This is a genomic window from Acinetobacter defluvii, from assembly GCF_001704615.3.
Taxonomy (GTDB): Bacteria; Pseudomonadota; Gammaproteobacteria; order Pseudomonadales; family Moraxellaceae; genus Acinetobacter; species Acinetobacter defluvii.
The window spans coordinates 3,105,253-3,126,586 of the sequence record NZ_CP029397.2 but is presented as its reverse complement, the minus strand read 5'-3'; the positions used below and the strand labels follow the sequence as shown (position 1 = coordinate 3,126,586).

At 38.8% G+C, this 21,334-nt stretch carries 22 protein-coding genes and 4 tRNA genes; 18 read left to right on the top strand and 8 right to left on the bottom strand.

What is annotated here, in order from left to right; genetic code table 11:
• Window positions 1-22: 22 nt before the first annotated feature.
• A complete protein-coding gene (locus tag DJ533_RS17470) occupies window positions 23-1,696 on the top strand; it encodes an AMP-binding protein (protein WP_065993800.1) in 1,674 nt (557 codons plus the stop codon).
• Between the two features lie 52 nt (window positions 1,697-1,748).
• Here the strand turns inward: DJ533_RS17470 and DJ533_RS17465 are convergent, their stop codons facing one another.
• Window positions 1,749-2,147 (bottom strand): hypothetical protein, encoded by a 399-nt coding sequence (locus DJ533_RS17465; protein ID WP_065993799.1) that lies wholly within the window; start codon window positions 2,145-2,147, stop codon window positions 1,749-1,751.
• A 105-nt stretch (window positions 2,148-2,252) separates the two neighbouring features.
• On the opposite strand from DJ533_RS17465, the gene DJ533_RS17460 reads away from it, so the two are divergent.
• The gene (locus tag DJ533_RS17460; RefSeq protein WP_065993798.1) at window positions 2,253-2,651 is read left to right on the top strand and encodes an MAPEG family protein; all 399 of its coding nucleotides are present in this window, start codon (window positions 2,253-2,255) and stop codon (window positions 2,649-2,651) included.
• A 127-nt stretch (window positions 2,652-2,778) separates the two neighbouring features.
• Window positions 2,779-3,306, top strand: a complete 528-nt coding sequence (ppa, locus tag DJ533_RS17455) for an inorganic diphosphatase (RefSeq protein WP_065993797.1) — start codon at window positions 2,779-2,781, stop codon at window positions 3,304-3,306.
• 92 nt (window positions 3,307-3,398) lie between these two features.
• On the opposite strand, the gene ruvX is transcribed toward ppa, so the two are convergent.
• Complete coding sequence (gene ruvX, locus DJ533_RS17450; RefSeq protein WP_065993796.1) at window positions 3,399-3,842, bottom strand: Holliday junction resolvase RuvX; 444 nt, start codon at window positions 3,840-3,842, stop codon at window positions 3,399-3,401.
• On the bottom strand, window positions 3,835-4,389 hold the full coding sequence (locus tag DJ533_RS17445; RefSeq protein WP_065993795.1) for a YqgE/AlgH family protein: 555 nt from the start codon (window positions 4,387-4,389) through the stop codon (window positions 3,835-3,837). Before DJ533_RS17445 ends, ruvX begins: the two co-directional genes overlap by 8 nt.
• A gap of 391 nt (window positions 4,390-4,780) precedes the next feature.
• Between DJ533_RS17445 and DJ533_RS17440 the strand changes: the two genes are divergently transcribed.
• The 4 genes from DJ533_RS17440 to DJ533_RS17425 are packed head-to-tail and all read left to right on the top strand — an operon-like array spanning window position 4,781 to window position 8,206.
• Window positions 4,781-6,133, top strand: a complete 1,353-nt coding sequence (locus DJ533_RS17440; RefSeq protein WP_065993794.1) for a COG3014 family protein — start codon at window positions 4,781-4,783, stop codon at window positions 6,131-6,133.
• Between the two features lie 19 nt (window positions 6,134-6,152).
• The gene (locus DJ533_RS17435) at window positions 6,153-6,557 is read left to right on the top strand and encodes a YcfL family protein (RefSeq protein ID WP_065993793.1); all 405 of its coding nucleotides are present in this window, start codon (window positions 6,153-6,155) and stop codon (window positions 6,555-6,557) included.
• Window positions 6,558-6,571: 14 nt separating this feature from the next.
• On the top strand, window positions 6,572-7,168 hold the full coding sequence (gene lpoB / locus DJ533_RS17430; protein WP_065993792.1) for a penicillin-binding protein activator LpoB: 597 nt from the start codon (window positions 6,572-6,574) through the stop codon (window positions 7,166-7,168).
• Window positions 7,169-7,219: 51 nt separating this feature from the next.
• Complete coding sequence (locus DJ533_RS17425; protein ID WP_065993791.1) at window positions 7,220-8,206, top strand: CsgG/HfaB family protein; 987 nt, start codon at window positions 7,220-7,222, stop codon at window positions 8,204-8,206.
• A gap of 70 nt (window positions 8,207-8,276) precedes the next feature.
• On the opposite strand, the gene recN is transcribed toward DJ533_RS17425, so the two are convergent.
• The gene (recN, locus tag DJ533_RS17420) at window positions 8,277-9,938 is read right to left on the bottom strand and encodes a DNA repair protein RecN (protein WP_065993790.1); all 1,662 of its coding nucleotides are present in this window, start codon (window positions 9,936-9,938) and stop codon (window positions 8,277-8,279) included.
• Window positions 9,939-10,208: 270 nt separating this feature from the next.
• On the opposite strand from recN, the gene ppnP reads away from it, so the two are divergent.
• The 3 genes from ppnP to DJ533_RS17405 all read left to right on the top strand — a co-directional run bounded on the left by ppnP (window position 10,209) and on the right by DJ533_RS17405 (window position 12,385).
• Window positions 10,209-10,532: a pyrimidine/purine nucleoside phosphorylase gene (ppnP, locus tag DJ533_RS17415; protein WP_065993789.1), complete on the top strand. Its 324-nt coding sequence runs from the start codon at window positions 10,209-10,211 to the stop codon at window positions 10,530-10,532.
• Between the two features lie 139 nt (window positions 10,533-10,671).
• Entirely contained in the window at window positions 10,672-11,424 is a 753-nt protein-coding gene (gene rlmB / locus DJ533_RS17410) for a 23S rRNA (guanosine(2251)-2'-O)-methyltransferase RlmB (RefSeq protein ID WP_065993788.1), read from the top strand.
• A 40-nt stretch (window positions 11,425-11,464) separates the two neighbouring features.
• On the top strand, window positions 11,465-12,385 hold the full coding sequence (locus DJ533_RS17405; RefSeq protein WP_065993787.1) for a DMT family transporter: 921 nt from the start codon (window positions 11,465-11,467) through the stop codon (window positions 12,383-12,385).
• A 63-nt stretch (window positions 12,386-12,448) separates the two neighbouring features.
• On the opposite strand, the gene coaE is transcribed toward DJ533_RS17405, so the two are convergent.
• Genes coaE through pilB form a run of 4 tightly spaced genes read right to left on the bottom strand, consistent with a single transcriptional unit; the run spans window position 12,449 to window position 16,886 of the window.
• A complete protein-coding gene (gene coaE / locus DJ533_RS17400; protein WP_065993786.1) occupies window positions 12,449-13,045 on the bottom strand; it encodes a dephospho-CoA kinase in 597 nt (198 codons plus the stop codon).
• A gap of 12 nt (window positions 13,046-13,057) precedes the next feature.
• Window positions 13,058-13,918, bottom strand: coding sequence for a prepilin peptidase (locus tag DJ533_RS17395; RefSeq protein WP_065993785.1), 861 nt, complete (start codon window positions 13,916-13,918; stop codon window positions 13,058-13,060).
• On the bottom strand, window positions 13,918-15,144 hold the full coding sequence (locus DJ533_RS17390) for a type II secretion system F family protein (RefSeq protein WP_065993784.1): 1,227 nt from the start codon (window positions 15,142-15,144) through the stop codon (window positions 13,918-13,920). Before DJ533_RS17390 ends, DJ533_RS17395 begins: the two co-directional genes overlap by 1 nt.
• 26 nt (window positions 15,145-15,170) lie before the next feature.
• Entirely contained in the window at window positions 15,171-16,886 is a 1,716-nt protein-coding gene (gene pilB, locus DJ533_RS17385; protein WP_065993783.1) for a type IV-A pilus assembly ATPase PilB, read from the bottom strand.
• 452 nt (window positions 16,887-17,338) lie between these two features.
• Here pilB and tpiA point away from each other — a divergent pair, with 452 nt between their 5' ends.
• From tpiA to nusA, 8 genes are all read left to right on the top strand, one after another.
• Window positions 17,339-18,133 carry a triose-phosphate isomerase gene (tpiA, locus tag DJ533_RS17380; protein WP_065993782.1) on the top strand — a complete coding sequence of 265 codons (795 nt, stop codon included), beginning with the start codon at window positions 17,339-17,341 and terminating at the stop codon, window positions 18,131-18,133.
• A 9-nt stretch (window positions 18,134-18,142) separates the two neighbouring features.
• Window positions 18,143-18,475, top strand: a complete 333-nt coding sequence (gene secG / locus DJ533_RS17375; RefSeq protein WP_065993781.1) for a preprotein translocase subunit SecG — start codon at window positions 18,143-18,145, stop codon at window positions 18,473-18,475.
• 62 nt (window positions 18,476-18,537) lie between these two features.
• Window positions 18,538-18,622, top strand: a tRNA-Leu gene (locus DJ533_RS17370).
• A gap of 48 nt (window positions 18,623-18,670) precedes the next feature.
• Window positions 18,671-18,747 (top strand) — tRNA-Met (locus tag DJ533_RS17365).
• A gap of 72 nt (window positions 18,748-18,819) precedes the next feature.
• A tRNA-Met gene (locus tag DJ533_RS17360) sits at window positions 18,820-18,896 on the top strand.
• Window positions 18,897-18,985: 89 nt separating this feature from the next.
• Window positions 18,986-19,062: transfer RNA gene (locus DJ533_RS17355), tRNA-Met, on the top strand.
• A gap of 222 nt (window positions 19,063-19,284) precedes the next feature.
• Window positions 19,285-19,809, top strand: a complete 525-nt coding sequence (gene rimP / locus DJ533_RS17350) for a ribosome maturation factor RimP (protein WP_065993780.1) — start codon at window positions 19,285-19,287, stop codon at window positions 19,807-19,809.
• 40 nt (window positions 19,810-19,849) lie between these two features.
• Window positions 19,850-21,334 carry a transcription termination factor NusA gene (nusA, locus tag DJ533_RS17345; RefSeq protein WP_065993779.1) on the top strand — a complete coding sequence of 495 codons (1,485 nt, stop codon included), beginning with the start codon at window positions 19,850-19,852 and terminating at the stop codon, window positions 21,332-21,334.

Below are 21,334 nucleotides of genomic sequence, written 5' to 3'. Positions count from 1 at the left end.
ACTGATTGGAGAATATGGCATTATGGAAAAGATTTGGTACGCAGAATATCAAAAAACAGGCATTCCTGAGACTGTAGAATTGCCACAGGAAAATACATCGCTTATTGATATTTTTGAGCGTAATTTCCAAAAATTTGGTTCACGAGATGCTTTTATCTTTATGGATAAAACGTTATCTTTCAGTGAGCTAGACCTTGCTAGCCGTAAATTTGCCACATATCTTCAAAGTTTAGGCTTGGCAAAAGGCAGTCGTGTTGCAGTGATGATGCCGAACGTACTGCAATATCCTGTGGTTGCTTTAGGTGTGTTTAGAGCAGGTTTGGTTTTGGTAAATGTCAATCCTCTTTATACTGCACGTGAGCTTGAGCATCAGTTAAATGATTCAGGTACAGAAGCTTTAGTAATTATTGAAAACTTTGCTTCGGTTTATCAATCGATCATCGGTAAAACACCAGTCAAACACGTCATCGTTGCATCAGTAGGTGACATGCTCGGTACTTTAAAAGGCACATTAGTAAATTTTGTTTTACGTTCTGTACGTAAACAAATTCCTGCTTGGAATATTCCAGGGCATGTGAAGTTTAATGCTGCGATGTCAAAAGTCAGTGCAAATAACTATAAACGTCCAACCATGACCTTAAGCGATACGGCGGTATTACAATATACGGGTGGTACGACAGGTGTGTCGAAAGGTGCTGAGTTAACACATCGCAATCTTGTGGCAAACCTTATGCAATGTGATGGTATTTTCCAAAGTAAATTTGGTAAAGGTGATGGTGCGAAAGACGACCGTATTTTCTGTGCTTTACCGCTATACCACATTTTTGCATTTATGGTCTGTGCACTTTATGGCATGTACAAAGGTCAAGCCAATATTTTGATTCCAAATCCACGTGACCTTCCTGCAGTAATGAAGGAATTGCGGAAATATCAGCCTGGTTTCTTCCCTGCAGTGAATACATTATTCAATGCCTTAGTGCATAACGAAGAATTTCGTCAGTTGGACTTTAGCAAATTGAAAATGGCGATGGGTGGTGGTATGGCAGTTTTGCCATCAACTGCAGCGGAATGGAAAAAAGTGACAGGTACAGTCATCATCGAAGGATATGGTTTATCTGAAACCTCTCCAGTTGCTACAGCAAATCCGCCTGCATCGGATGAGTTCAGTGGCACGATTGGTATTCCATTACCATTGACTGATGTTGCAATTTTAGATGATGAGGGCAATCACTTGGCGCAAGGCGAGCAAGGTGAAATTTCGATTCGTGGTCCACAAGTCATGAAAGGCTATTGGAATCGCCCTGATGAAACTGCAAAAGTCATGACTGCGGATGGTTATTTCCGTACAGGTGATATCGGTATCATGAATGAACGCGGTTTCTTCAAAATTGTAGACCGTAAAAAAGACATGATTTTGGTGTCAGGTTTTAACGTTTATCCATCTGAAATCGAAGAAGTCATTGCGAAACATCCAAAAGTATTGGAAGTTGCTGCAATCGGTGTGGCAGATGAAAAGTCAGGTGAAGTACCGAAACTATTTGTTGTGAAAAAAGATCCATCTTTAACGACAGAAGAAGTTTTAGCATACGCAAAAGAAAACTTAACGGGTTACAAACGCCCACGTTATGTTGAATTTATGGATGAATTGCCAAAATCTAACGTTGGTAAGATTTTGCGTAAAGATCTACGTAAATAATTGATTTAATAAAAAGCGCCATAAAAATGGCGCTTTTTTATTTGTCTATTCGTTAAAGTTTATTTTGCCCCTGACTTTTTAAATACCATTGGTCAATATAAGGGCGACCATAACCTAAAATGGCAGTAAAAGTCAGCATTGTGCCGAGTTGGCGACCAATCGCAGAAGATGGAAAGCCTGAATAACTGAAATAAATATCCACTAGACAATATACAGTGATGATGGCAAACCAAAGATAAAGATTCATTTTCTTGATGCCCACAGCATAAAAAGCCACAAGCAGCATGATGAACGTGCCTAAAGTGGATTGCCAATTAAAATTGGCGCAAATTACACAGAGCAAAAATGCAGCAATCGGCAGCACAATTTTTAACGCACGATCGACTTGTTGCAGTTGTTGACGTTGCTGCTCTAATACTGTGAGCAGATTTTGCTGATCCGAAGGCTGCATGCTTTCTCCATTACACAAATTTTGCAAAATGCTATATTTATCGAAAATTATAACAACATTGGCGTGTTATGATATTTAACTTGCAAATTTCATGAGAATAAATTCATGTCTGGGATAAATGGCATCATATATTTAATTTTAATCGCCTGTTTATTGCCTTATGTATTTACCATTATTGCCAAAGCTGCAGGTGGTTTTAAAGGTAGAGATAATCAAAATCCACGTGAATTTTTAGCAAAAACAACAGGCTTGGCTGCACGTGCCAATGCAGTACAGCAAAATAGCTTTGAAAGCTTGCCTTTATTTATTGCAGCAATCTTAATGGCTGAATATATGGTGGTGCCGCAAGGTTTTACCATGATGATGGGTATAGCTTATCTCGTTTTACGTGTTATTTATGGTATTTGTTATTTATTAAATTTATCGACTTTACGCACAATTATTTGGTTTATGTCGATGGCATGCCCGATTTTTTTATTGATTACGATTATTCGAATGCTTTAAAACAAAATTTCCAATCTATAGCGTATTCAATTACATGATGCAAATTGTATAATCGTCTGCAGTTCGCTAAATAAAGCGTTATAATCGACCAGATTTTAAAATTGGTTTTCACTAAAAAGAGTATTCTATGAGCTATAGCAATATCCCTGCGGGTAAAGATGCACCAAATGACATCTATGTGATCATTGAAATTCCTGCAAATGCATCTCCAATCAAATATGAAGTAGATAAAGATTCTGATGCGTTATTTGTAGACCGTTTCATGGGTACTGCAATGTTCTATCCTGCAAACTACGGTTATGTACCCAACACATTGTCTGAAGATGGTGATCCATTAGATGTATTGGTCGTTACACCACACCCTTTGGTACATGGTTCAGTGATTCGTTGCCGCCCAGTGGGTAAATTGAACATGGAAGATGACGGTGGTATCGATGCGAAATTGGTTGCAGTACCGCACGAAAAATTAACACCACTTTATAAAGATGTTCAAGAATATACCGATCTTCCGCCATTATTGATCAACCAAATTGAACACTTCTTCCAACACTATAAAGATTTAGAGCCAGGTAAATGGGTTAAATTGACAGGTTGGGAAGGTTCTGAAGTGGCTAAAGCTGAAGTATTGAAATCAATCGAAGCGGCTAAAAAATAATTTGAATTGATTTAAAATTCAAATTCGATTGGGTGGTCAAATGATCACCCAATTTTTTATGGGAAATAAAAACTAAACGTATACTATAAAAATTAAGGATTGATCCCTTCGGGATTGCGATACCAACTTTCAATAAATAATGCTGCAGCAACGCTATCCGCAGCCAATTTTTTTGCTCGACCTTGGGCTTGATAATGCTCAAGTTCATCTCGCGCTTCACGTGTGGTTAAGCGCTCATCTACCATTAAGGTTTCAATATTAGTTTGATGACGCAAACGACGAGCAAATTTACGCGCACGAGTTGAAAGTTCAGACTCAGTATCATCCATATTTAAAGGTAAACCCACCAAAAATAGGTTGGGTTGATGCTGTTTCACGATTTTGAGCAACTCATCCCAATTTGGAATACCATCTTTCATCGGAAATAAACTGAGCGGTGTTGCACTTTCAATCAGTGATGAGCCAACCGCCATCCCCATTTTTTGTGTACCAAAATCAAAAGCTAAAATAAGTTGCGGTTGGGATAAATCAGGCATGTCCAATCTCAGAAGATAACCAAGTACGATCAATGCCTATTTTACGATAAGCCGCATCCCAGCGCTCACCATAAGGTAAATTAAAAATTAAATCCATGTCTGAGTCACAAATCAGCCAGTCGCCACGCGCAATCTCATTTTCTAATTGATTTTTTTCCCAACTGGCATAACCAAGCGCAATTTGATAACGTCCAACCCCTTCATTATGTGCAATCGCATCTAAAATATCTTTACTGGTGGTAATACAAATATTTTCACCAATGGCAATAGAAGAATGCCAAGTCGGTTGTCCAGTATGTAAGACAAAACCAGCTTCAGGACGTAAAGGTCCACCTTGTAATACTTCATGTGGATGAACATGGTCTGCTTCAATTTCTAAATCGGTGAGTAACTCTTTAATTTGTAAGCCTGTAGGTCGATTGACAATGATTCCTTGTGCGCCGTCATCATCATGTCGTGCAATATAAATGACCGTATGTGAAAAAAAATCATCCGTCATATCGGGTGGTGCAATTAGACAACGATGTTTTAAGTATTGTTTAGTCACCGAAAGGCTGCTCCTTGATCTTTAAAATATTAAAAACTCTGAAATCATTTTAAAATACCATAACTTATTTATGCTATATTGGGGTGGTTTTTCTAAAATAAATGAACAAATCATATAAAATTTTGAAATAACTTACATAAGATAAAATATATTTTTGCTGAATAATTAAGCAAACAAAAGTATTTGTCACGCTGTAATACTTCATCCTATTCTGTACTTTAGCTTAATAAAAAGCCAATAAATATCTTTACTTAGAATAAATACTCTATTTTTTATTTAACTTTTTTAAATGGATTAAAAGTGTATATATTGAGTATATAAAGTTTGTTTATTGAAACTAAATGTATAAATTTGTATTATTCAGGTACTACAATTCTAAAATCTAACTTTTATGAAACGTTTTAATAACAAATTACTATTCATTCTCTTGGTGACATCCGTAAATTCTCAAGCAGGGGTTTTTGGAAGTTATGATGATGAAGGTTCTGCATTTAGAAGTAGTTTAAATGCCACAATGCCAACCTCATTTGCTGCAACACTTGATAAAAAAATGGATTCTAAGGATGCGATTTTGTATCACTTAGAAAAAGCACGTGTTTTGCAGGTCAATCAACAATATGAAGAAAGCAGTCAACTGTATAAAAAAGCTTTTGAGTTACTCGATAAACAAAATAATCGTGCTACTGTCAGCGCTTCTCGCTTAGGTTTTAAAGCCTTGTCGATGCTGAGTAATGATTCGATAGTCCCTTATGACGTGCCTCCTTATGAACAAGTGTTGGCGCATATTTCTCAAGCAAAAAACTATATTTATTTAAAAGATGTGGAGGCGGCAGGCGTTGAAATGCGTATCGCACAGCGGATTCAACGTGAAATCGAAATTAATCACGAAAAAGAATTAGAAAAAAAATCTGAAAAAGAAAAAGCCAAACAAGAAAATGCACAAGCAGTGAATAATTTAGATGAGGCATTTTCTGGTTTAGATCCAATAGCAGGGCGTATTAAAAATACCTATCAAAATGCTTACGCTTTTTATATGGCAGCAAACTTGTGGGAAGCATTGGGTGAATATAACGATGCCTTGGTAGATTATAAAAAAGCTTATGAATTGCAAGCAGACAGCAACATTGCGAAAGATGTGCAGCGTTTAGATCGCATGGTCGCAAAGAATAAAGATACAGTCCCTGTTGTCGTTTTTATTGAGCAAGGCATTGTGCCAAAGAAAATTGAAAATAAATTAGCGATACCTGTACCAAATGGTATTGTTAATATCGCCTTTGCAACTTATGAGCCGCGTACCTATACCGTGCCGCAGAGTCTACGTGTTCGTTTAGGTGAGCGTGAAACACAGCAAAGCTTTGTGTTAAATGATATTGGTGCATTGGCGGTAAAAGAATTAAAAGAGCGCACCACTGGCACTGTATCAAGTCAGATTATTCGTGCGACTACGAAGTTTGTTGCACAGCAACAATTGGGACAGCATTTGGGCGCTTTGGGACAGCTTGCAGGCAACTTGATGAACGTTGCCACAGAACGTGCTGATTTAAGAGCATGGTCAACTTTGCCAAGTAATACACAAATTGCACGTTTTGAAGTCAAACCAGGCAGCCATAATTTACAAATTTCAGGCAATGGTGCTATGAGTGACACCATTAAAGTGGATGCGAGTCCAAACCAAACTGTTTTTGTGTATGTCAATGATGTCAATAATAAAATCTCAACCAGTGTCAGTGCGATTAATCATTAATTAAAAAACCGAGAAACCTATGAAAACAGCTTTAAAACTGATCTTTGCGGGTGTACTTGCTACAACTTTTGTGGGATGTACTGCACCAAATTCATTGTCTACCCAAACTGCGGCGGATGGGAGTTATAGCGTAAAAACGATTAGTAATAACCCCGTGCTAAGTACCAAAGTGGGTGTGGATCGTATCAATATGACGTATGTGGGTGACTTGAAAAAAGTATCACTTGCAATTAAAGACCGCTGGTTTGTCAGCCGCTCTTTTGAATACAAAATTGTGTGGGTAGATGCACAAGGCATGGAAATTAACCCAGAAGGTTCACGTTGGAAACCGATCCAATTAACAGGTCGTGAAGTTAAAACGGTGCAATCCGTTGCACCAAATCCATCGGCTGTCGATGTTGTTGTTTATTTGAAGAATGATTAATTAGGGTAAAATTCATGAAAATTAAATTTGTTGTTGCATCACTTTTTGCTGCGTCAGTGTTAACAGGTTGCGCAAGTACCAATGTCAGTTATGGCGATGCGCAAGCTGTTGAATCATTAACCAAAGATTTTGGTTCTACAGACCTACAAATGATCGCTGACAAAATGGTTGACGATATGTTGACTTTCCCTGTAGTCGTTCAGTTGACGCAAAACCGTCGTCCAGTGATGTTTGTGGATCGTATTCGCAACAAAACCCAAGAGCATATTGATACGGAATCGATCACTGATACCATTCAAAACAAACTGATCAACTCGGGAAAATTCCGTTTTGTTGATATGACTGCAGCCAATGCAATGGCTGAACAATTAAATTACCAAAAAAATAGTGGCTTGGTAAATCAATCGACTTCTGTGAAAGCAGGTGGTCATATTGGTGCTGAATATATGTTAAATGGTAACTTATCGAGCATTGTGAAAAATGCGGGTGGTAAGAGCGATGTATATTATAAATTCACTTTAAAACTTCAAAATATTCAAACAGGTATTGTTGAGTGGACCAGCGAAAAAGAAATTCGTAAGTCTGCTAAACGCTCTACTTTTGGTTTGTAATCGATAAAGTTGCAACTGCTTTTCAAGCAGTTGCACGAGATAATCATAATGATGAAAAAAATTGTATTTTCAGCGTTGCTGGCTGTAGGTGTATGCTCATCGGCATTTGCTGCATTAAAAGAAGTGGTAAAAGAAGCATCAGGGAGTGGTGCAACACAGCATCAAGCGATTTCTGAGGCACTTTTGGTGGCAGTGCAGTCGGTAAATGGTGCAACAGTTTCGCCACGTGCAGACCTTGAAGAAACTGTAAATATGTCTATGAATGGCAATAATTGGAGCTATTCAGGTAAGGTTTCGCCTGTGTTTAGTGTGGACAGTGTTGGCTCTGGCTCAGTGACGAAGTTCCAAGTACTAAGTGTCAGTGGTTCAAAAAATAACTATCGAGCACGTGTTCGTGCGCATGTGGTTCAATATCAATCGACTGTGCAAGATCAACATTTAAGACGTATTGCAGTATTACCATTTCAGTTTTATGAAAAAAATAATCGCTCAGTACAAGCGGATTCAGCAGGCGAGTTTAGCGAAGAATTGGCAGATGCTTTGGGCAATCATTTAGCGCAATCCGGTCAATTGAGCTTGTTGGATCGTCATTATATTGATGAAATGCAATATGAAAATGCATTTTTACAATGGGATGGCGCACCCCATGAGATGGCACGTATTGGGCAAAAAGTTGGTGCGGATTATTTACTGGTTGGGCGTATCAATGATCTGTCTGCGGCAAGTTCACAACACATGTATGGTTTAAATCAAGGTGCTGAACAAGTACGCTTAACGTGGCGTGTGATTGAAGCAAATACCAGCAAAGTAGTTGCATCAGGCACATTCAATCGTGCTTTACCGAAAAACTCTGTACAAAACCTGTTAAATAATACTTTAGATAACAGCAGTGCAGAAACTTTGGCACAAAATTTAAGTCAGGAAATTTTAGTCGGTTTAAAGCTACAACCAAATGCAAACTATGGTTCACAAGGTTCAAGCTTTACTCCAACCTATGACATGACACCAGGTTCAAGTGAAAAGCCTATTAAGTGGTAATTTTTGATAATTCATAATAAAAACCAGTGAGATGATTCACTGGTTTTTTATTTTTCAAAATGAATTTAAATTAAGCATGTTGGAATTTAAGTTGACGCAATTGTTTAGCATGTTGCAAAGTGGTTTCACTGATCTCTACACCGCCAGTCATACGTGCCAATTCTAAAATACGCTGTTGTTCTTCAAGTTCAATGATGGTACTACTTGCAGGGTCAGTTTGTAATTTTTTCACCAATAAATGTTGGTCTGATTGGGCTGCGACTTGGGCTTGATGGGTAATACACAAAATTTGTACATGCTGGCCTAGACTTGCCAATAAACGTCCCACAATCTCTGCTGTACCACCACTGATACCGACATCAATTTCATCAAAAACCAAAACTTCAGATTCGGTTTTTTCAGCATTCATTACTTGCATAATCAAAGCAATACGTGACAATTCACCCCCCGAAGCCACACGTGCTAGTGGCTGTGCAGGAATCCCTTTATTGGCAGTAAAGAGCAGTTGAATAAAGCTTAGTCCTTCGCCTGAAACTTGCTCTAATGGGTCAAAACGAAATTCAAAATGTGCTTCAGGTAGTGCTAGTTGTTTCACTTGTTCGGTGAGTTGTTTGGCAAGCGGAATCGCTGCTTCTCTACGAATCTGGTCTAAATGTTGGGCTTTATTTAAAAAGTCTTGATGAGAAAGCTCAACTTGTTCAGCCAAAGTTTCAGGATCTTCAAGCTGATGAAGCAGTTGTAGCTCTTGCTGCCAATCCTCATATTGTTTTTTTAATTCATCAGGTTGCGTGCGATATTTACGTGCTAAACGATGAAAGATTTCTAATTGTGAGTTGAGTTGTTCCATGCGTTCAGGATCAAAACTCTGTCGATCAATAAATTGGCGTAAGTTGGATGTTGCATCCTCTAATTCACTTTGCGCATTTAACATTGAATTATAAATTTCGGAAAGCTGCTCACTACGACCAGAATGAGATTCGATGCGACGTAAAATAGAAGACAATTCTTTGGTGATATTTTGTTCGGACTCGTCTAACACATTCAGGCTATAGCTACAGTCTTGCATGATGTGTTCATGGTGACTCAAGCGGTCAAATTCTTGTTCGATCTCTTTATAATCTATAGCAATCACATCTTCAAGTTCTTCAAGTTGCAACTCTAAAGTTTCAATACGTTGTAAACGAGTCGCTTGAGCATCTAAAGCTGCTTGATGATTTTTAATATTTTTTTGCCATGTACTATAAGCATCTCGTACCTCTTGGGCAGGGCGATGAAAATCACTATAACGGTCTAACCAATGTTTAGGATAAGGTGGTTCTAAAAGTTGTTGCTGACTGTGCTGACTATACAGCTGTACCAATAAACGCCCGATCTCTTTCAACTCAGACAAACTACTTGGACGACCGTTGATCCATGCTTTGCTGCGCCCTGTGGCAAAAATCACACGTCTTAAATGAATTTCACCTGATTCATCATCTAGCTCATGAGTTTTTAACCATAAATCTTCAGGACTATTTTCTTGATAGCTAAATACTGCGGTCACATCTGCTTTTTCAGCACCATAACGCACATAATTGGTATCAGTTCGTTCACCCAAACATGCTGATAATGCATCTAAAAGCAATGACTTTCCTGCGCCTGTTTCACCTGTTAAAACATTAAAACCTTGTTCAATATCAATTGCAAGGTTATCTGCCAAAGCAAAATTAAGTAGATTTAAATGTGTCAGCATACACGCATCCAAGCTGCGAAAAGTTCAGTTCTAAGATAGTCAAGTTTTGTTTTTGTCACAAGTCTGAATAGGTTTTAAATCATGACGAATTTTGAGTATTCTAGCGCAAATTTAGTGAAAAATAGAGATTTTCTGGATAATTTAACTTTTAAAGAAATGTCTATTTGAAGCGAAATTATTTTGCTGAAACAAGAGATTGATTAGTTCGAGCAGTACAATTAAACTAGGTCGAACATCATAATTTTAATGCGCATTATCTGGAGAATACGCATGCCTACTCAGTTTGATCATGTATCAGTGATAAAAAAATCAAACGTTTATTTTGGTGGTTTATGTATTAGCCACACAGTACAGTTTGAAGATGGAACGAAAAAAACACTAGGCGTAATTTTACCGACTGAAGAAGCACTGACTTTTGAAACGCATGTGCCTGAGCGTATGGAAATTATTTCTGGTGAATGTCGCGTAAAAATTGCCGACAATGCGGAAAGTGAATTATTCCGTGCAGGACAGTCTTTTTATGTGCCTGGTAATAGCCGTTTCAAAATTGAAACAGATGACGTCCTCGACTATGTCTGCCACTTAGAAGGCTAGGCAAAGTTGACTCAATCGAAGATAAGCAAGGCATTTAAAGCTTAAATCGGTTAAACTAAGCACATCATGAAATCCTGTAAAGTTGGCTTTGCAGGATTTTTCTTTTCTATTCTCGATTTTAATTATTTAGAGGTCGCTCATGGCGAAGCCCGAATATTATTATGGCGTGCATTCAGTTGAGTCATTATTGGAGTTGGAACCAGAACGTGTTTTAACCCTTTTTACCCTAAAAGGACGTGATGATCAGCGTTTGCAACATATTTTGCAAATGGCAGAGCCTTTTGGTATTAGCATTCAAAAAGCCAGTCGAGATACCTTGGAGAAATTAGCAGGATTGCCTTTTCATCAAGGTGTAGTGGCGGCAGTACGTCCACATCCAAGCTTAAATGAAAAAGATTTAGATCAGCTTTTACAGAGTAGTCAGCAACCTTTGTTATTGGCACTTGATCAAATCACTGATCCGCATAACCTAGGTGCATGTATCCGTACAGCAGCAGCAATGGGTGTGGCTGCAGTGATTGTGCCACGTGATCGTTCAGCAAGTTTGACTCCCACTGCACGTAAGGTTGCAGCAGGTGGTGCGGAAAAAGTGAAATTTATCCAAGTGACCAATTTGGCACGTACTTTGGGGCAAATCAAACAAGATTTTAATGTGCGTGTGGTGGGTACAATGCTAGATGAAAAGGCAATGCCAATTCAGCAGTTTGATTTTACTGGTACGCCTGTCTGTGTGGTGATGGGAGCAGAAGATACAGGTTTGCGCCCAATTACCCAATCACAATGTGATCAGACTGTATTTATTCCGATGTCGGGAAATTTACAAAGTTTGAATGTCAGTGTGGCTACGGGTATGGCACTCTACGAAGCATGTCGTCAACGTCAAGCTGATTAACCTATATATTCCCATTTATTGTTAAAATTCGAGAAAGATCATGATGACCTCACGTACGCAAGGCTATGTCTTTGTAGCAATTACCATGTGTATTTGGGGAGGTTTTACAATCACATCAAGGCTGAATGCGCTATGGCATATCAGTCCTTGGGATATTACTGCATTGCGTTTTAGTTTGGCATTTTGTATTTTGATGCCGATTCTGATTTATAAAAAAGATACGGCTTTTTTATGGAAAAAAGAGCCTTTTATTTTGGCCATGTTAGGTGGCGTGACTTATTGCTTAACATCTTATAGCGCTTTTCATTATGTACCTGCTGCACATGCAGCTATTTTTTTAAATGGCTGTTTGCCTTTGTGTACAGCGTTAGCTGCATATTTTTTATTTAAACAACCTTTTGATCGGCACACATGGCTTAGTCTCAGCATTATGCTCAGTGCAATTGCAGCTATGAGCTATTTAATGTATCAAGAAACAGGTGTTGCTTTTAGTTTTGGGGATGCTTTATTTTTCTTGAGTGCGGTGTGGTGGGGCATATTTACCGTTCTGTTAAAGCAATGGAAATTATCAGCGTGGCATAGTATGGCAGGTGTTGCGATTTGGTCAGCACTCGTATATGTGCCGATTTATTTGCTATTTTTGCCCAAACATTTAGATCAAGCAACATTGCCTCATTTAGTGATGCAAACCATTTTTCATGGTGTTTTTGTGGTGATTGTGGCGACATTGGCTTATGTGGAGGCAATTAAGCGGTTAGGTGCATTTCAGACAGGAAGTATTGTGACTTTAGCCCCTTTTATTGCCGCAATTATTGCGGTGCCGCTCTTGAATGAGCCTCTAAGTTTGGCAATAGTTTGTGGTTTGATTGGTATGGGAATAGGAGCATTACAACCTTGGCGTTGGCTAGGACGTAAAGACAGTTTACAAGCGCAATTAGAGCAGCAGAAAAATAAACAATAAGTGTTGATTAGGCAATTCATAAATTAAAAAATGATGAATTTTAAGTTATTTTAAAGTAAAAAATTACTCAGCCATTTTGAGATATTTTTCATGCAAAGGTGTTAAATGTGCGTATAAATAGTCAAGATGCCCATCATTCAGCACAATATCATCGGCAAGTTTTTGCTTTTCAGTGCGTGGCATTTGAGCAGCAATAATATTTTTAATCTGTTCTATATTTTGCCCATCACGTTGTGATGCTCGGAAAATTTGTAATTCTTCAGTAGCATCAATCAATAGCGTATGTTGCGTGAGTTTATGTTGGTTGGTTTCAAATAAGAGGGGGGAAACTAAAATCGCATAAGGGCTTGTAGCGGCTTGGAGTTGCTGAATAATCGATATACGAATGGCAGGGTGGGTAATTGCTTCTAATGTATGGCGAGCCGTCGAGTCTTTAAAAATATGCTCACGTAATGCACGACGATCAAGTTCGCCATTGTCTAAAAGCACCCATTCACCAAAACTTTCTACAATTTGTAGCAATGCGGGTTGACCTTTCGCTACGATTTCTCGAGCCACAATATCCGCATCAATAACTTGGATACCTTGCGTTTCAAACCATTGTGTTGCTGCGGTTTTACCACTACCAATTCCACCTGTTAAACCCAACACAAACTTCATTTTTTTACCTTTTTATTGACCTAAATAGACTTTCATAATTTGCTCGCCCCATAAAAAAGCAATCCACCCCGCAATTGCGATGTAAGGACCAAATGCAAAAGGCTGATTTTCTTTACGGACTTTGAGTAAAATAATTCCAATAATTGCACCAACCAAAGAGGATAGAAGCACGATAAGAGGTAACAGAAGAGGACCCATCCACGCCCCTAGTGCAGCGAGTAATTTAAAATCGCCATAGCCCATGCCTTCTTTGCCCGTAATGAGCTTAAATACATAATAGACCACCCATAAGCATAAAAAGCCTAGGATATATCCCCAAATTGCTGCATTTGCAGAGGTATAAATCGCAAAGCTATTCACGCCTAAACCAAGTGCAGCAAGAGGTAAGGTCAAGCGATCAGGTAATAACTGTGTATCAAAATCAATAAAAGTTAAAGCAATCAGTGTCCAAGTTAGGATTAAACCAAACAACATCGCAAGTGTAGGGCCGTAAACAGCCACAACCAAAAGTGAACAGCATGCAGTTAATAGCTCGACAAATGGATAGCGAATGCTAATCGGGTTTTGGCAACTACCACATTTTCCTTTAAGGAATAACCAACTTAGTACAGGAATATTTTGATACCAATGAATTGGTGATTTGCATTTTGGGCAAGTAGAAGCAGGTGTGCTTAAAGTAAGTTTACTGTGCTCAATAATCGCTTGTTCAGGGTGGAGTAAGAGTTGGCATTCTTGATGCCATTCTTGTTCCATCATTTTCGGTGTGCGATAGATCACCACATTTAAAAAACTACCAATGCATAAACCCAGTACGGCAATGACAAGATAAAGTGCACTGGGTGTTGTAATGAAATAATTAAGAATATCAGTCATTAGACTACTGAACCTAGTTGGAAAATTGGAAGGTACATTGCGATCACGAGACCGCCCACAAGTACACCCAATACCGCCATAATTAAGGGCTCCATCATAGAGGTTAAACCATCTACAGCATTGTCCACTTCATTTTCAAAATGCGTTGCGACCTTATCTAACATCGTATCTAGAGAACCAGATTCTTCGCCAATCGCAACCATTTGGATCGCCATCGATGGGAATTTATTGGTAAGTCGCATAGCAAATTGTAATTGCTGACCAGTCGCCACGTCATCACGAATTTTCATGACGGCTTCTTCATACACCACATTATTGGTTGCACCTGCTGTAGATTCTAGGGCATCAATCAAGGGGACACCGGCTGCAAAAGTAGTAGCAAGTGTACGGCTATAACGTGCAATAATTGCTTTATAGACCAAGTCACCAAAAATAGGGGCTTTTAATGCTGCTTTATCTAGGAAATCGCGAAATTTTTTACTCCGTTTTTTGGTTTCTAAAAATGCTGTAATGGCTACGCCAATTCCTAGAATAAGGATAAACCAATATGTTTGCATCCATTTGGACATATTAACAACCATTTGGGTGAAAGCAGGGAGGTCAGCACCAAAAGAGGAGAACAAATCTTGGAAGACAGGAACAACTTTAACCATCAAAATAATTGTCACGATAATTGCCACAACAATCACAGCAATTGGATACTTCATGGCTTTTTTAATTTTTTGTTTTAACAGTTCGCTTTTTTCTTTATAGATTGCTACACGATCTAACATGGTTTCAAGCGCACCAGATTGCTCACCTGACTCAACCAGTGAACAAAATAAACGGTCAAAATGCTGAGGATATTTTTTTAAAGCCCCTGCAAAAGTATTACCCCCTTCAACCTCCCCTTTAATGCCTAAAACAACTTCACGCATAGACGGATTATCTAAACCTTCGGCTACTATCTCAAAGCTTTGAACTAGCGGAACACCTGCTTTCATCATGGTAGCAAGCTGACGGGTAAAAATAGTAATGTCTAAGGTTGAAACTTTCTTTTTCATTAAACCTTCAAAAATATTTTTCTTCTTCTCTCGAATAGTTTTAATGTTAATGCCTTGTTTTCTTAATGTCACTTTTGCTAAAGCCATGTTGCGTGCAGGCAACTCCCCTTTGATTTTAACCCCTTTACGATCAACCCCATCATAAATAAATGTTGGCATCATTTGCGCTTTTTTGACTGCCATAGCTCTATTTCCTTTTTGTATTTTGTTTATTCGCTCGTAACGCGATTAATTTCTTGTAGAGATGTTAGACCATTCATGACTTTGATAAGACCTGAACGTCGCAAATTATTAAACCCCAGTTTTTCAGATGCTGCTGCAATTTCAAGCGCATTACCATCCTCCATAATAATTTTTGAAATTTCAGGTGTTACTTTCATGACTTCATAAACCCCAACTCGTCCTTTATAGCCTTCACGGCATTCTGGACATCCGACAGGTTGAAAAATTTGAAAATCTGGATGGGCAATGTCTTCCTCAGTAAAGCCCATTTCCAATAAGCTATTTTTAGGAATTTCAATGGGTGCTTTACAATGTGGACATAGACGACGTGCTAAACGCTGTGCGATCACAAGATTGACTGATGTTGCGATATTAAAGGAGGGAACTCCCATATTTCTTAAACGTGTTAATGTTTCTGGCGCACTATTGGTGTGTAGTGTAGACATCACCATGTGCCCAGTTTGTGCGGCTTTAATCGCAATTTCTGCAGTTTCTAAGTCTCGAATCTCCCCGACCATGATAATGTCTGGATCCTGACGTAAAAAAGATTTTAAAGCTACCGAGAAGGTAAGACCAACTTTAGGATTGACGTTGACTTGGTTAATCCCTTCTAAGTTAATTTCCACAGGGTCTTCGGCTGTCGAAATATTTGAACTTTCTGTATTCAGAATGTTTAAACCCGTATATAAGGAAACCGTTTTACCTGAACCTGTAGGACCTGTAATGAGTAACATGCCTTGAGGTTTTTCTAAGGCTTCCATAAACAAAGCTTTTTGCTCTTCCTCATAACCCAGCGCATCAATCCCTAGCATCGCACTGGATGGATCTAAAATACGCAGTACAAGCTTTTCGCCAAATAAAGTAGGAAGTGAGTTAACACGAAAGTCAATGGCTTTGGTTTTAGAGAGCTTGAGCTTAATACGACCATCTTGAGGAATACGCTTCTCTGATATGTCCATTTGTGACATGACTTTTAAACGTGATGCCAAACGTGTCGCCAATTGTAGTGGAGGATTGGTAATGCTTCTGAGTACACCATCTACACGGTAACGAACTCGATAAGATTTTTCATAAGGTTCAAAATGTAAATCAGAGGCACCCATACGAATTGCATCAATAAGTAACTTATTGATATATTTGACAATAGGCGCTTCATCTTCAGAGGGTTGATCATCTTGATCGCTAGGCGTGTTGGATTCATCTGTTGAAATAATATCAACATCAATATCATCTCCACCAAAATCAAAATTGGTTTCTTCTGTAAAATATTTTTCTAAACATTTTAGAAGTTTATGATGCTCTACAATCACCACTTCGATATTTAAGCGGCTATTAAAACGTGCTGCATCAAGCGCTTCAATATTGGTTGGGTCGCTGATTGCGATATATAAAACATTGCCATGTTGAACCAAGGGTAACATTAAGTGTTTATGTAAGAGATTACTTTCAATGACCTCTTTGGGAAATTGCACACTATCAAAGCTATCTAAGTCAAATAACGGTTCTGCAAACTCTAAAGCAATGGTCTCAGCCAACTGTAAAGGTTTTAAATTTGCATATTCGATTAAATAAGCCACAATATTAAGCTTGTTTTTTTTGGCATTGTCTAAGGCAGACTGCATTTGCTGCGCAGAAAGAACACCGTCATCGACTAAGCGACGAATAAATCCCGAAAACTTCGGCGAACCTTGTTGTAACACCATCCCCAATACACCTTTTATTTTATAATTTAAATACTTAGATTTTACAAAAAAGATCAATACCTGAAGACTTCTTATTTAAGGATCTTTTATAGATATCTCTACCAATTTGATGTACTCACCTTAATACATTCAACCCAAAGTATCCCCATACTTTGCGTTTCATTTGTAAAATGGGTTTAATTTAAAAAAGTAGCAACTAAGTATTTTGAATAATAATTATATTAACCAAAGATTGTATTAAGCTAAAGCATTTAACCTACTTTTTTGCCTTGAAAGTACAAATTAAGTGTCTATTTACAGAGTTATTGGTCATTTTGTTACAAAATTATTTATTCGGTAGAGGTGTATTCTTGAAATTTGCCACAATTTGCCACAAGCGAATAAAGAAAAAAGCATATATATTTAAAAATCCGTGTAGAATGTGCACATTTTTCGATAATAGGGTTAAGTGTATGTCGGGTTCGACGATTATTCCTTGGGTTGTCGGCAATTGGAAAATGAACCCAATGCAAGCGAATTCGCAGCAACTCATCCAAGACTTAAAGCAACAATTACAGCAACAACCTATTTCTGAACAACAATGTCATATTGGTGTTGCACCGATTGCAATCGCCTTACTTTCTGTACAGCAACAATTTGCAGATGCGCCGAATAAAATCATGAGCGTGGCACAAGATCTTTCACGTATGGCTGGCACAGGTGCTTATACGGGAGAAATAAGTGCAGAGTTATTAAAAGATAGTGGCATTGAATTTGTTTTAATTGGACATTCTGAGCGCCGTGAAATTTTTGGTGATACTGTTTCAGTGGTGCAAGAAAAAGTTAAAAATGCGTTAAATGCAAATTTAAAAATTATCTATTGTGTAGGTGAAAGTTTAGCGCAACGCGAAGCAGGTCAGGCAGAAGAGGTCGTATTACAACAAATTTGTGATATTGCGGCTCTTGTAAAAGCTGAACAATGGAACAATATTATTGTGGCGTATGAGCCGATTTGGGCAATTGGGACAGGTAAAACAGCTTCTCCTGATGATGCACAAGCCATGCATGCTAAAATTCGTGAAGGTTTATCACAAATTACGCCATTAGGTGCAAAAATTGCCATTTTATATGGCGGTAGTGTAAAACCTGAAAATGCAGCTGAGTTGGCTGCATGTGCAGATATTAACGGCGCACTTGTCGGTGGTGCCTCTTTGAATGCTGAGTCTTTTTATCAAATTGCTCAAGCTTTCGCAAAATCAAAAGAATAGGAGTTCAGCATGCATAGTTTTGTGCTGGTAGTGCATATCATTTTAGCTGTATTGATGATCGTATTGATTCTTGTGCAACACGGTAAAGGTGCAGATGCAGGTGCTTCTTTTGGTGGCGGTGGCGCTGCAACAGTGTTTGGTGCATCGGGATCGGCCAACTTTTTAACACGTTTGACTGCGATTTTAACGGCACTATTTTTTGTGACCAGTATCAGTCTTGCTGTATTTGCAAAAAAACAAACTTCTGACGCATATGGTTTAAAAACTGTACAAACCACATCCCTGCCTGCACCAGCTACACAGCAGAATACGGGTGAAACTTCACCAACTGCACCAAAATAAATGCAAATTTTGCAATTAAACCTTTCAATTTGAGACGCAAGCTACTAGAATGCGTCACAGCTGCGGTGGTGGTGGAATTGGTAGACACGCTACCTTGAGGTGGTAGTGCTTTCGGGCGTGGGGGTTCAAGTCCCCCCTTCCGCACCAACTTATAATCCAGAAGTTTAAGTTGGTGTATGCGGCAAAATCTGTTGATGCGGGATGGAGCAGTCTGGTAGCTCGTCGGGCTCATAACCCGAAGGTCGTTGGTTCAAATCCAGCTCCCGCTACCAATCAATTTTATTTTAGATGTAAACTAAAATAGACAATTTATATTTAAATTGAGATACTATTTACAATATTGATGCGGGATGGAGCAGTCTGGTAGCTCGTCGGGCTCATAACCCGAAGGTCGTTGGTTCAAATCCAGCTCCCGCTACCAATCTTAATCAAGCTGCAACTTGGTTAAGGCAAAGAATAAATCTACGCTTGAAGTTGTTTTGTTTTTTGTATATAATTTTGCAGAATTGATGCGGGATGGAGCAGTCTGGTAGCTCGTCGGGCTCATAACCCGAAGGTCGTTGGTTCAAATCCAGCTCCCGCTACCAAGTTTCTAAAAGGGCTCACAGATAGGTGGGTCTTTTTGCATAGTGGGCTAAGCCTTGCTGTGCGATAATAGGGGCGAATTTCGCCCTTTTTTGTTGGCTATCGTGTAGTGTCGATATGAGCCGTATAGGCAAAGTTAAAGTGTCATGTTTCACTACTACTATAGTGTGTATGGGTCTGTGGTGGTCATTTCGACCATAAATCGCACAAAATGACGAGAGTAAATGAAGCTATCAAATAAAACTCAAGCACTTCAAGATTTAATCGCTCCTGCAGTGCAAGCGTGTGATGTAGAGTTGTGGGGAATTGAATTTTTACCGCAAGGTAAACGTTCATTGCTACGTATCTATATTGACAAAGAAATTGATAAAAATGCTGAACCTGTCATCAATGAAGAGGGTGAGGTTGAGTTGGGTCAAGGTATTGGCGTACAAGACTGTGTACGTGTGACTCAGCAAGTAGGTGCGATTCTTGATGTACATGATCCAATTTCGGGTGAGTATGCACTAGAAGTATCATCTCCTGGTTGGGATCGTCCTTTTTTTGAATTGAAACAAATGTCTCAATATGTCGGTCAGCAAGTCGCATTACGTCTAATTGCAGCTGTAGAAAACCGTCGTAAACTCCAAGCGAAGCTTGTATCTGTTGATCTTGAAAATGAAATGATTCAAGTTGAAGTTGAAAAGCAGCAAGTTTTGGACATTGACAGTAATAATATCGACAAAGCCAATTTAATCTATCAAGACTAAATTAATTTTAACGAATAAGAATTTGAATAGTAGGTGACTTATGGGCCGTGAAATTCTTACCGTTGCAGAGACGGTTAGTAATGAAAAAGGTGTTAGTCGTGAAGCGATCTTTGAAGCACTTGAGCAAGCACTTGTAGCTGCAACAAAGAAAAAATTCTACGAAGGCACAAATTCTGAAGAAGCACGTTTGCGTGTAGAAATTGACCGTAAAACAGGTGAATACAGCACTTTCCGTCAATGGGAAGTGGTGGCTGATGAAGATCATGAAATGCCTGCGTGTCAAGATGCGATTTCTGATGTAGATCCTGCAAAATGGTCAATTGGTGATATTCGTGAGCTCGAAGTACCTTCTATCGAGTTTGGTCGTATTGCTGCACAAATTGCAAAACAAGTGATTGTGCAAAAAATCCGTGAAGCAGAACGTGCCTTAGTTGCAGACGCATACGAGTCAAAAGTCGGCGAGTTGATCTACGGTGAAGTGAAAAAACAAACCAAAGATGGTTTTATCATTGACTTAGGTGATAATGCAGAAGCGTATTTGGCACGTGAAGAAATGATTCACAAAGAAATTCTTCGTCCGAAACAACGTGTAAATGCCATTTTATATAGCGTCAACAAAGAAGGTCGTGGTGCACAATTATTATTGTCACGTGCAAAACCTGAAATGTTAATGGCATTGATGAAAAAAGAAATTCCAGAAATTTCTGAAGAAATCATTGAGATTAAAGCAGCTGCACGCCAACCAGGTGTTCGTGCTAAAATTGCAGTGAAAACTAACGATCATCGTATTGATCCAGTCGGTGCGTGTATTGGTATGCGTGGTACACGTATTCAAGCAGTACAATCGGAGCTTAATGGTGAACGTATTGATGTGGTGGTTTGGTCTGACGATCCAGCACAGTATATTGCAAGCGCATTAGAGCCTGCAGATGTGTCAGGTATTGTGATTGATGAAGAAGAACGTACAGCAGATATTATTTTTGCAACCAGTGATCAATTAGCGCGTGCTATTGGTTCTCAAGGTCAAAATGTCCGTTTAGCTTCAGAGCTTACAGGCTATAAACTCAATATGATGCTTGAAGATGAGTATCGTGCTCGTCAACAAAGTGAAGCACAACAATATTTAGATATGTTTGTAACACGTCTTGATATTGAAGAAGATCTTGCAATCGCGTTGGTGGAAATGGGCTTTACTTCACTTGAAGAAATTGCTTATGTCCCTGCAGAAACATTTGATGAGATTGAGCTTGATGCTGAACTTGTGGAAATGTTGCAAGGTCGTGCGAAAGAAGCAGCTTTAGCAGATGCGCTGAAGCAGCAAGAAAACATTCAAGAGCCAAGTCAAGAACTTCTAGAAATGGAAGGAATGACTTCTGAAATTGCATATGCTTTAGCGGCTCGTGGTGTTATTACAGTTGATGATTTGGCTGATCAGGCAACTGACGATATCGCAGATATTGAAGGTTTCGATGCTGAGAAAGCAGGTCAATTTATTATGAAAGCGCGTGAATCATGGTTTAACTAG

Excerpts from the sequence above, each read along its gene's own strand:
- DJ533_RS17470 (WP_065993800.1), top strand. The coding sequence starts at position 23 with ATGGAAAAGATTTGGTACGCAGAATATCAAAAAACAGGCATTCCTGAG.
- DJ533_RS17465 (WP_065993799.1), bottom strand. The coding sequence starts at position 2,147 with ATGCAGCCTTCGGATCAGCAAAATCTGCTCACAGTATTAGAGCAGCAA.
- DJ533_RS17460 (WP_065993798.1), top strand. The coding sequence starts at position 2,253 with ATGTCTGGGATAAATGGCATCATATATTTAATTTTAATCGCCTGTTTA.
- ppa (WP_065993797.1), top strand. The coding sequence starts at position 2,779 with ATGAGCTATAGCAATATCCCTGCGGGTAAAGATGCACCAAATGACATC.
- ruvX (WP_065993796.1), bottom strand. The coding sequence starts at position 3,842 with ATGCCTGATTTATCCCAACCGCAACTTATTTTAGCTTTTGATTTTGGT.
- DJ533_RS17440 (WP_065993794.1), top strand. The coding sequence starts at position 4,781 with ATGAAACGTTTTAATAACAAATTACTATTCATTCTCTTGGTGACATCC.
- DJ533_RS17435 (WP_065993793.1), top strand. The coding sequence starts at position 6,153 with ATGAAAACAGCTTTAAAACTGATCTTTGCGGGTGTACTTGCTACAACT.
- lpoB (WP_065993792.1), top strand. The coding sequence starts at position 6,572 with ATGAAAATTAAATTTGTTGTTGCATCACTTTTTGCTGCGTCAGTGTTA.
- DJ533_RS17425 (WP_065993791.1), top strand. The coding sequence starts at position 7,220 with ATGAAAAAAATTGTATTTTCAGCGTTGCTGGCTGTAGGTGTATGCTCA.
- recN (WP_065993790.1), bottom strand. The coding sequence starts at position 9,938 with ATGCTGACACATTTAAATCTACTTAATTTTGCTTTGGCAGATAACCTT.
- ppnP (WP_065993789.1), top strand. The coding sequence starts at position 10,209 with ATGCCTACTCAGTTTGATCATGTATCAGTGATAAAAAAATCAAACGTT.
- rlmB (WP_065993788.1), top strand. The coding sequence starts at position 10,672 with ATGGCGAAGCCCGAATATTATTATGGCGTGCATTCAGTTGAGTCATTA.
- DJ533_RS17405 (WP_065993787.1), top strand. The coding sequence starts at position 11,465 with ATGATGACCTCACGTACGCAAGGCTATGTCTTTGTAGCAATTACCATG.
- coaE (WP_065993786.1), bottom strand. The coding sequence starts at position 13,045 with ATGAAGTTTGTGTTGGGTTTAACAGGTGGAATTGGTAGTGGTAAAACC.
- DJ533_RS17395 (WP_065993785.1), bottom strand. The coding sequence starts at position 13,918 with ATGACTGATATTCTTAATTATTTCATTACAACACCCAGTGCACTTTAT.
- DJ533_RS17390 (WP_065993784.1), bottom strand. The coding sequence starts at position 15,144 with ATGGCAGTCAAAAAAGCGCAAATGATGCCAACATTTATTTATGATGGG.
- pilB (WP_065993783.1), bottom strand. The coding sequence starts at position 16,886 with ATGGTGTTACAACAAGGTTCGCCGAAGTTTTCGGGATTTATTCGTCGC.
- tpiA (WP_065993782.1), top strand. The coding sequence starts at position 17,339 with ATGTCGGGTTCGACGATTATTCCTTGGGTTGTCGGCAATTGGAAAATG.
- secG (WP_065993781.1), top strand. The coding sequence starts at position 18,143 with ATGCATAGTTTTGTGCTGGTAGTGCATATCATTTTAGCTGTATTGATG.
- rimP (WP_065993780.1), top strand. The coding sequence starts at position 19,285 with ATGAAGCTATCAAATAAAACTCAAGCACTTCAAGATTTAATCGCTCCT.
- nusA (WP_065993779.1), top strand. The coding sequence starts at position 19,850 with ATGGGCCGTGAAATTCTTACCGTTGCAGAGACGGTTAGTAATGAAAAA.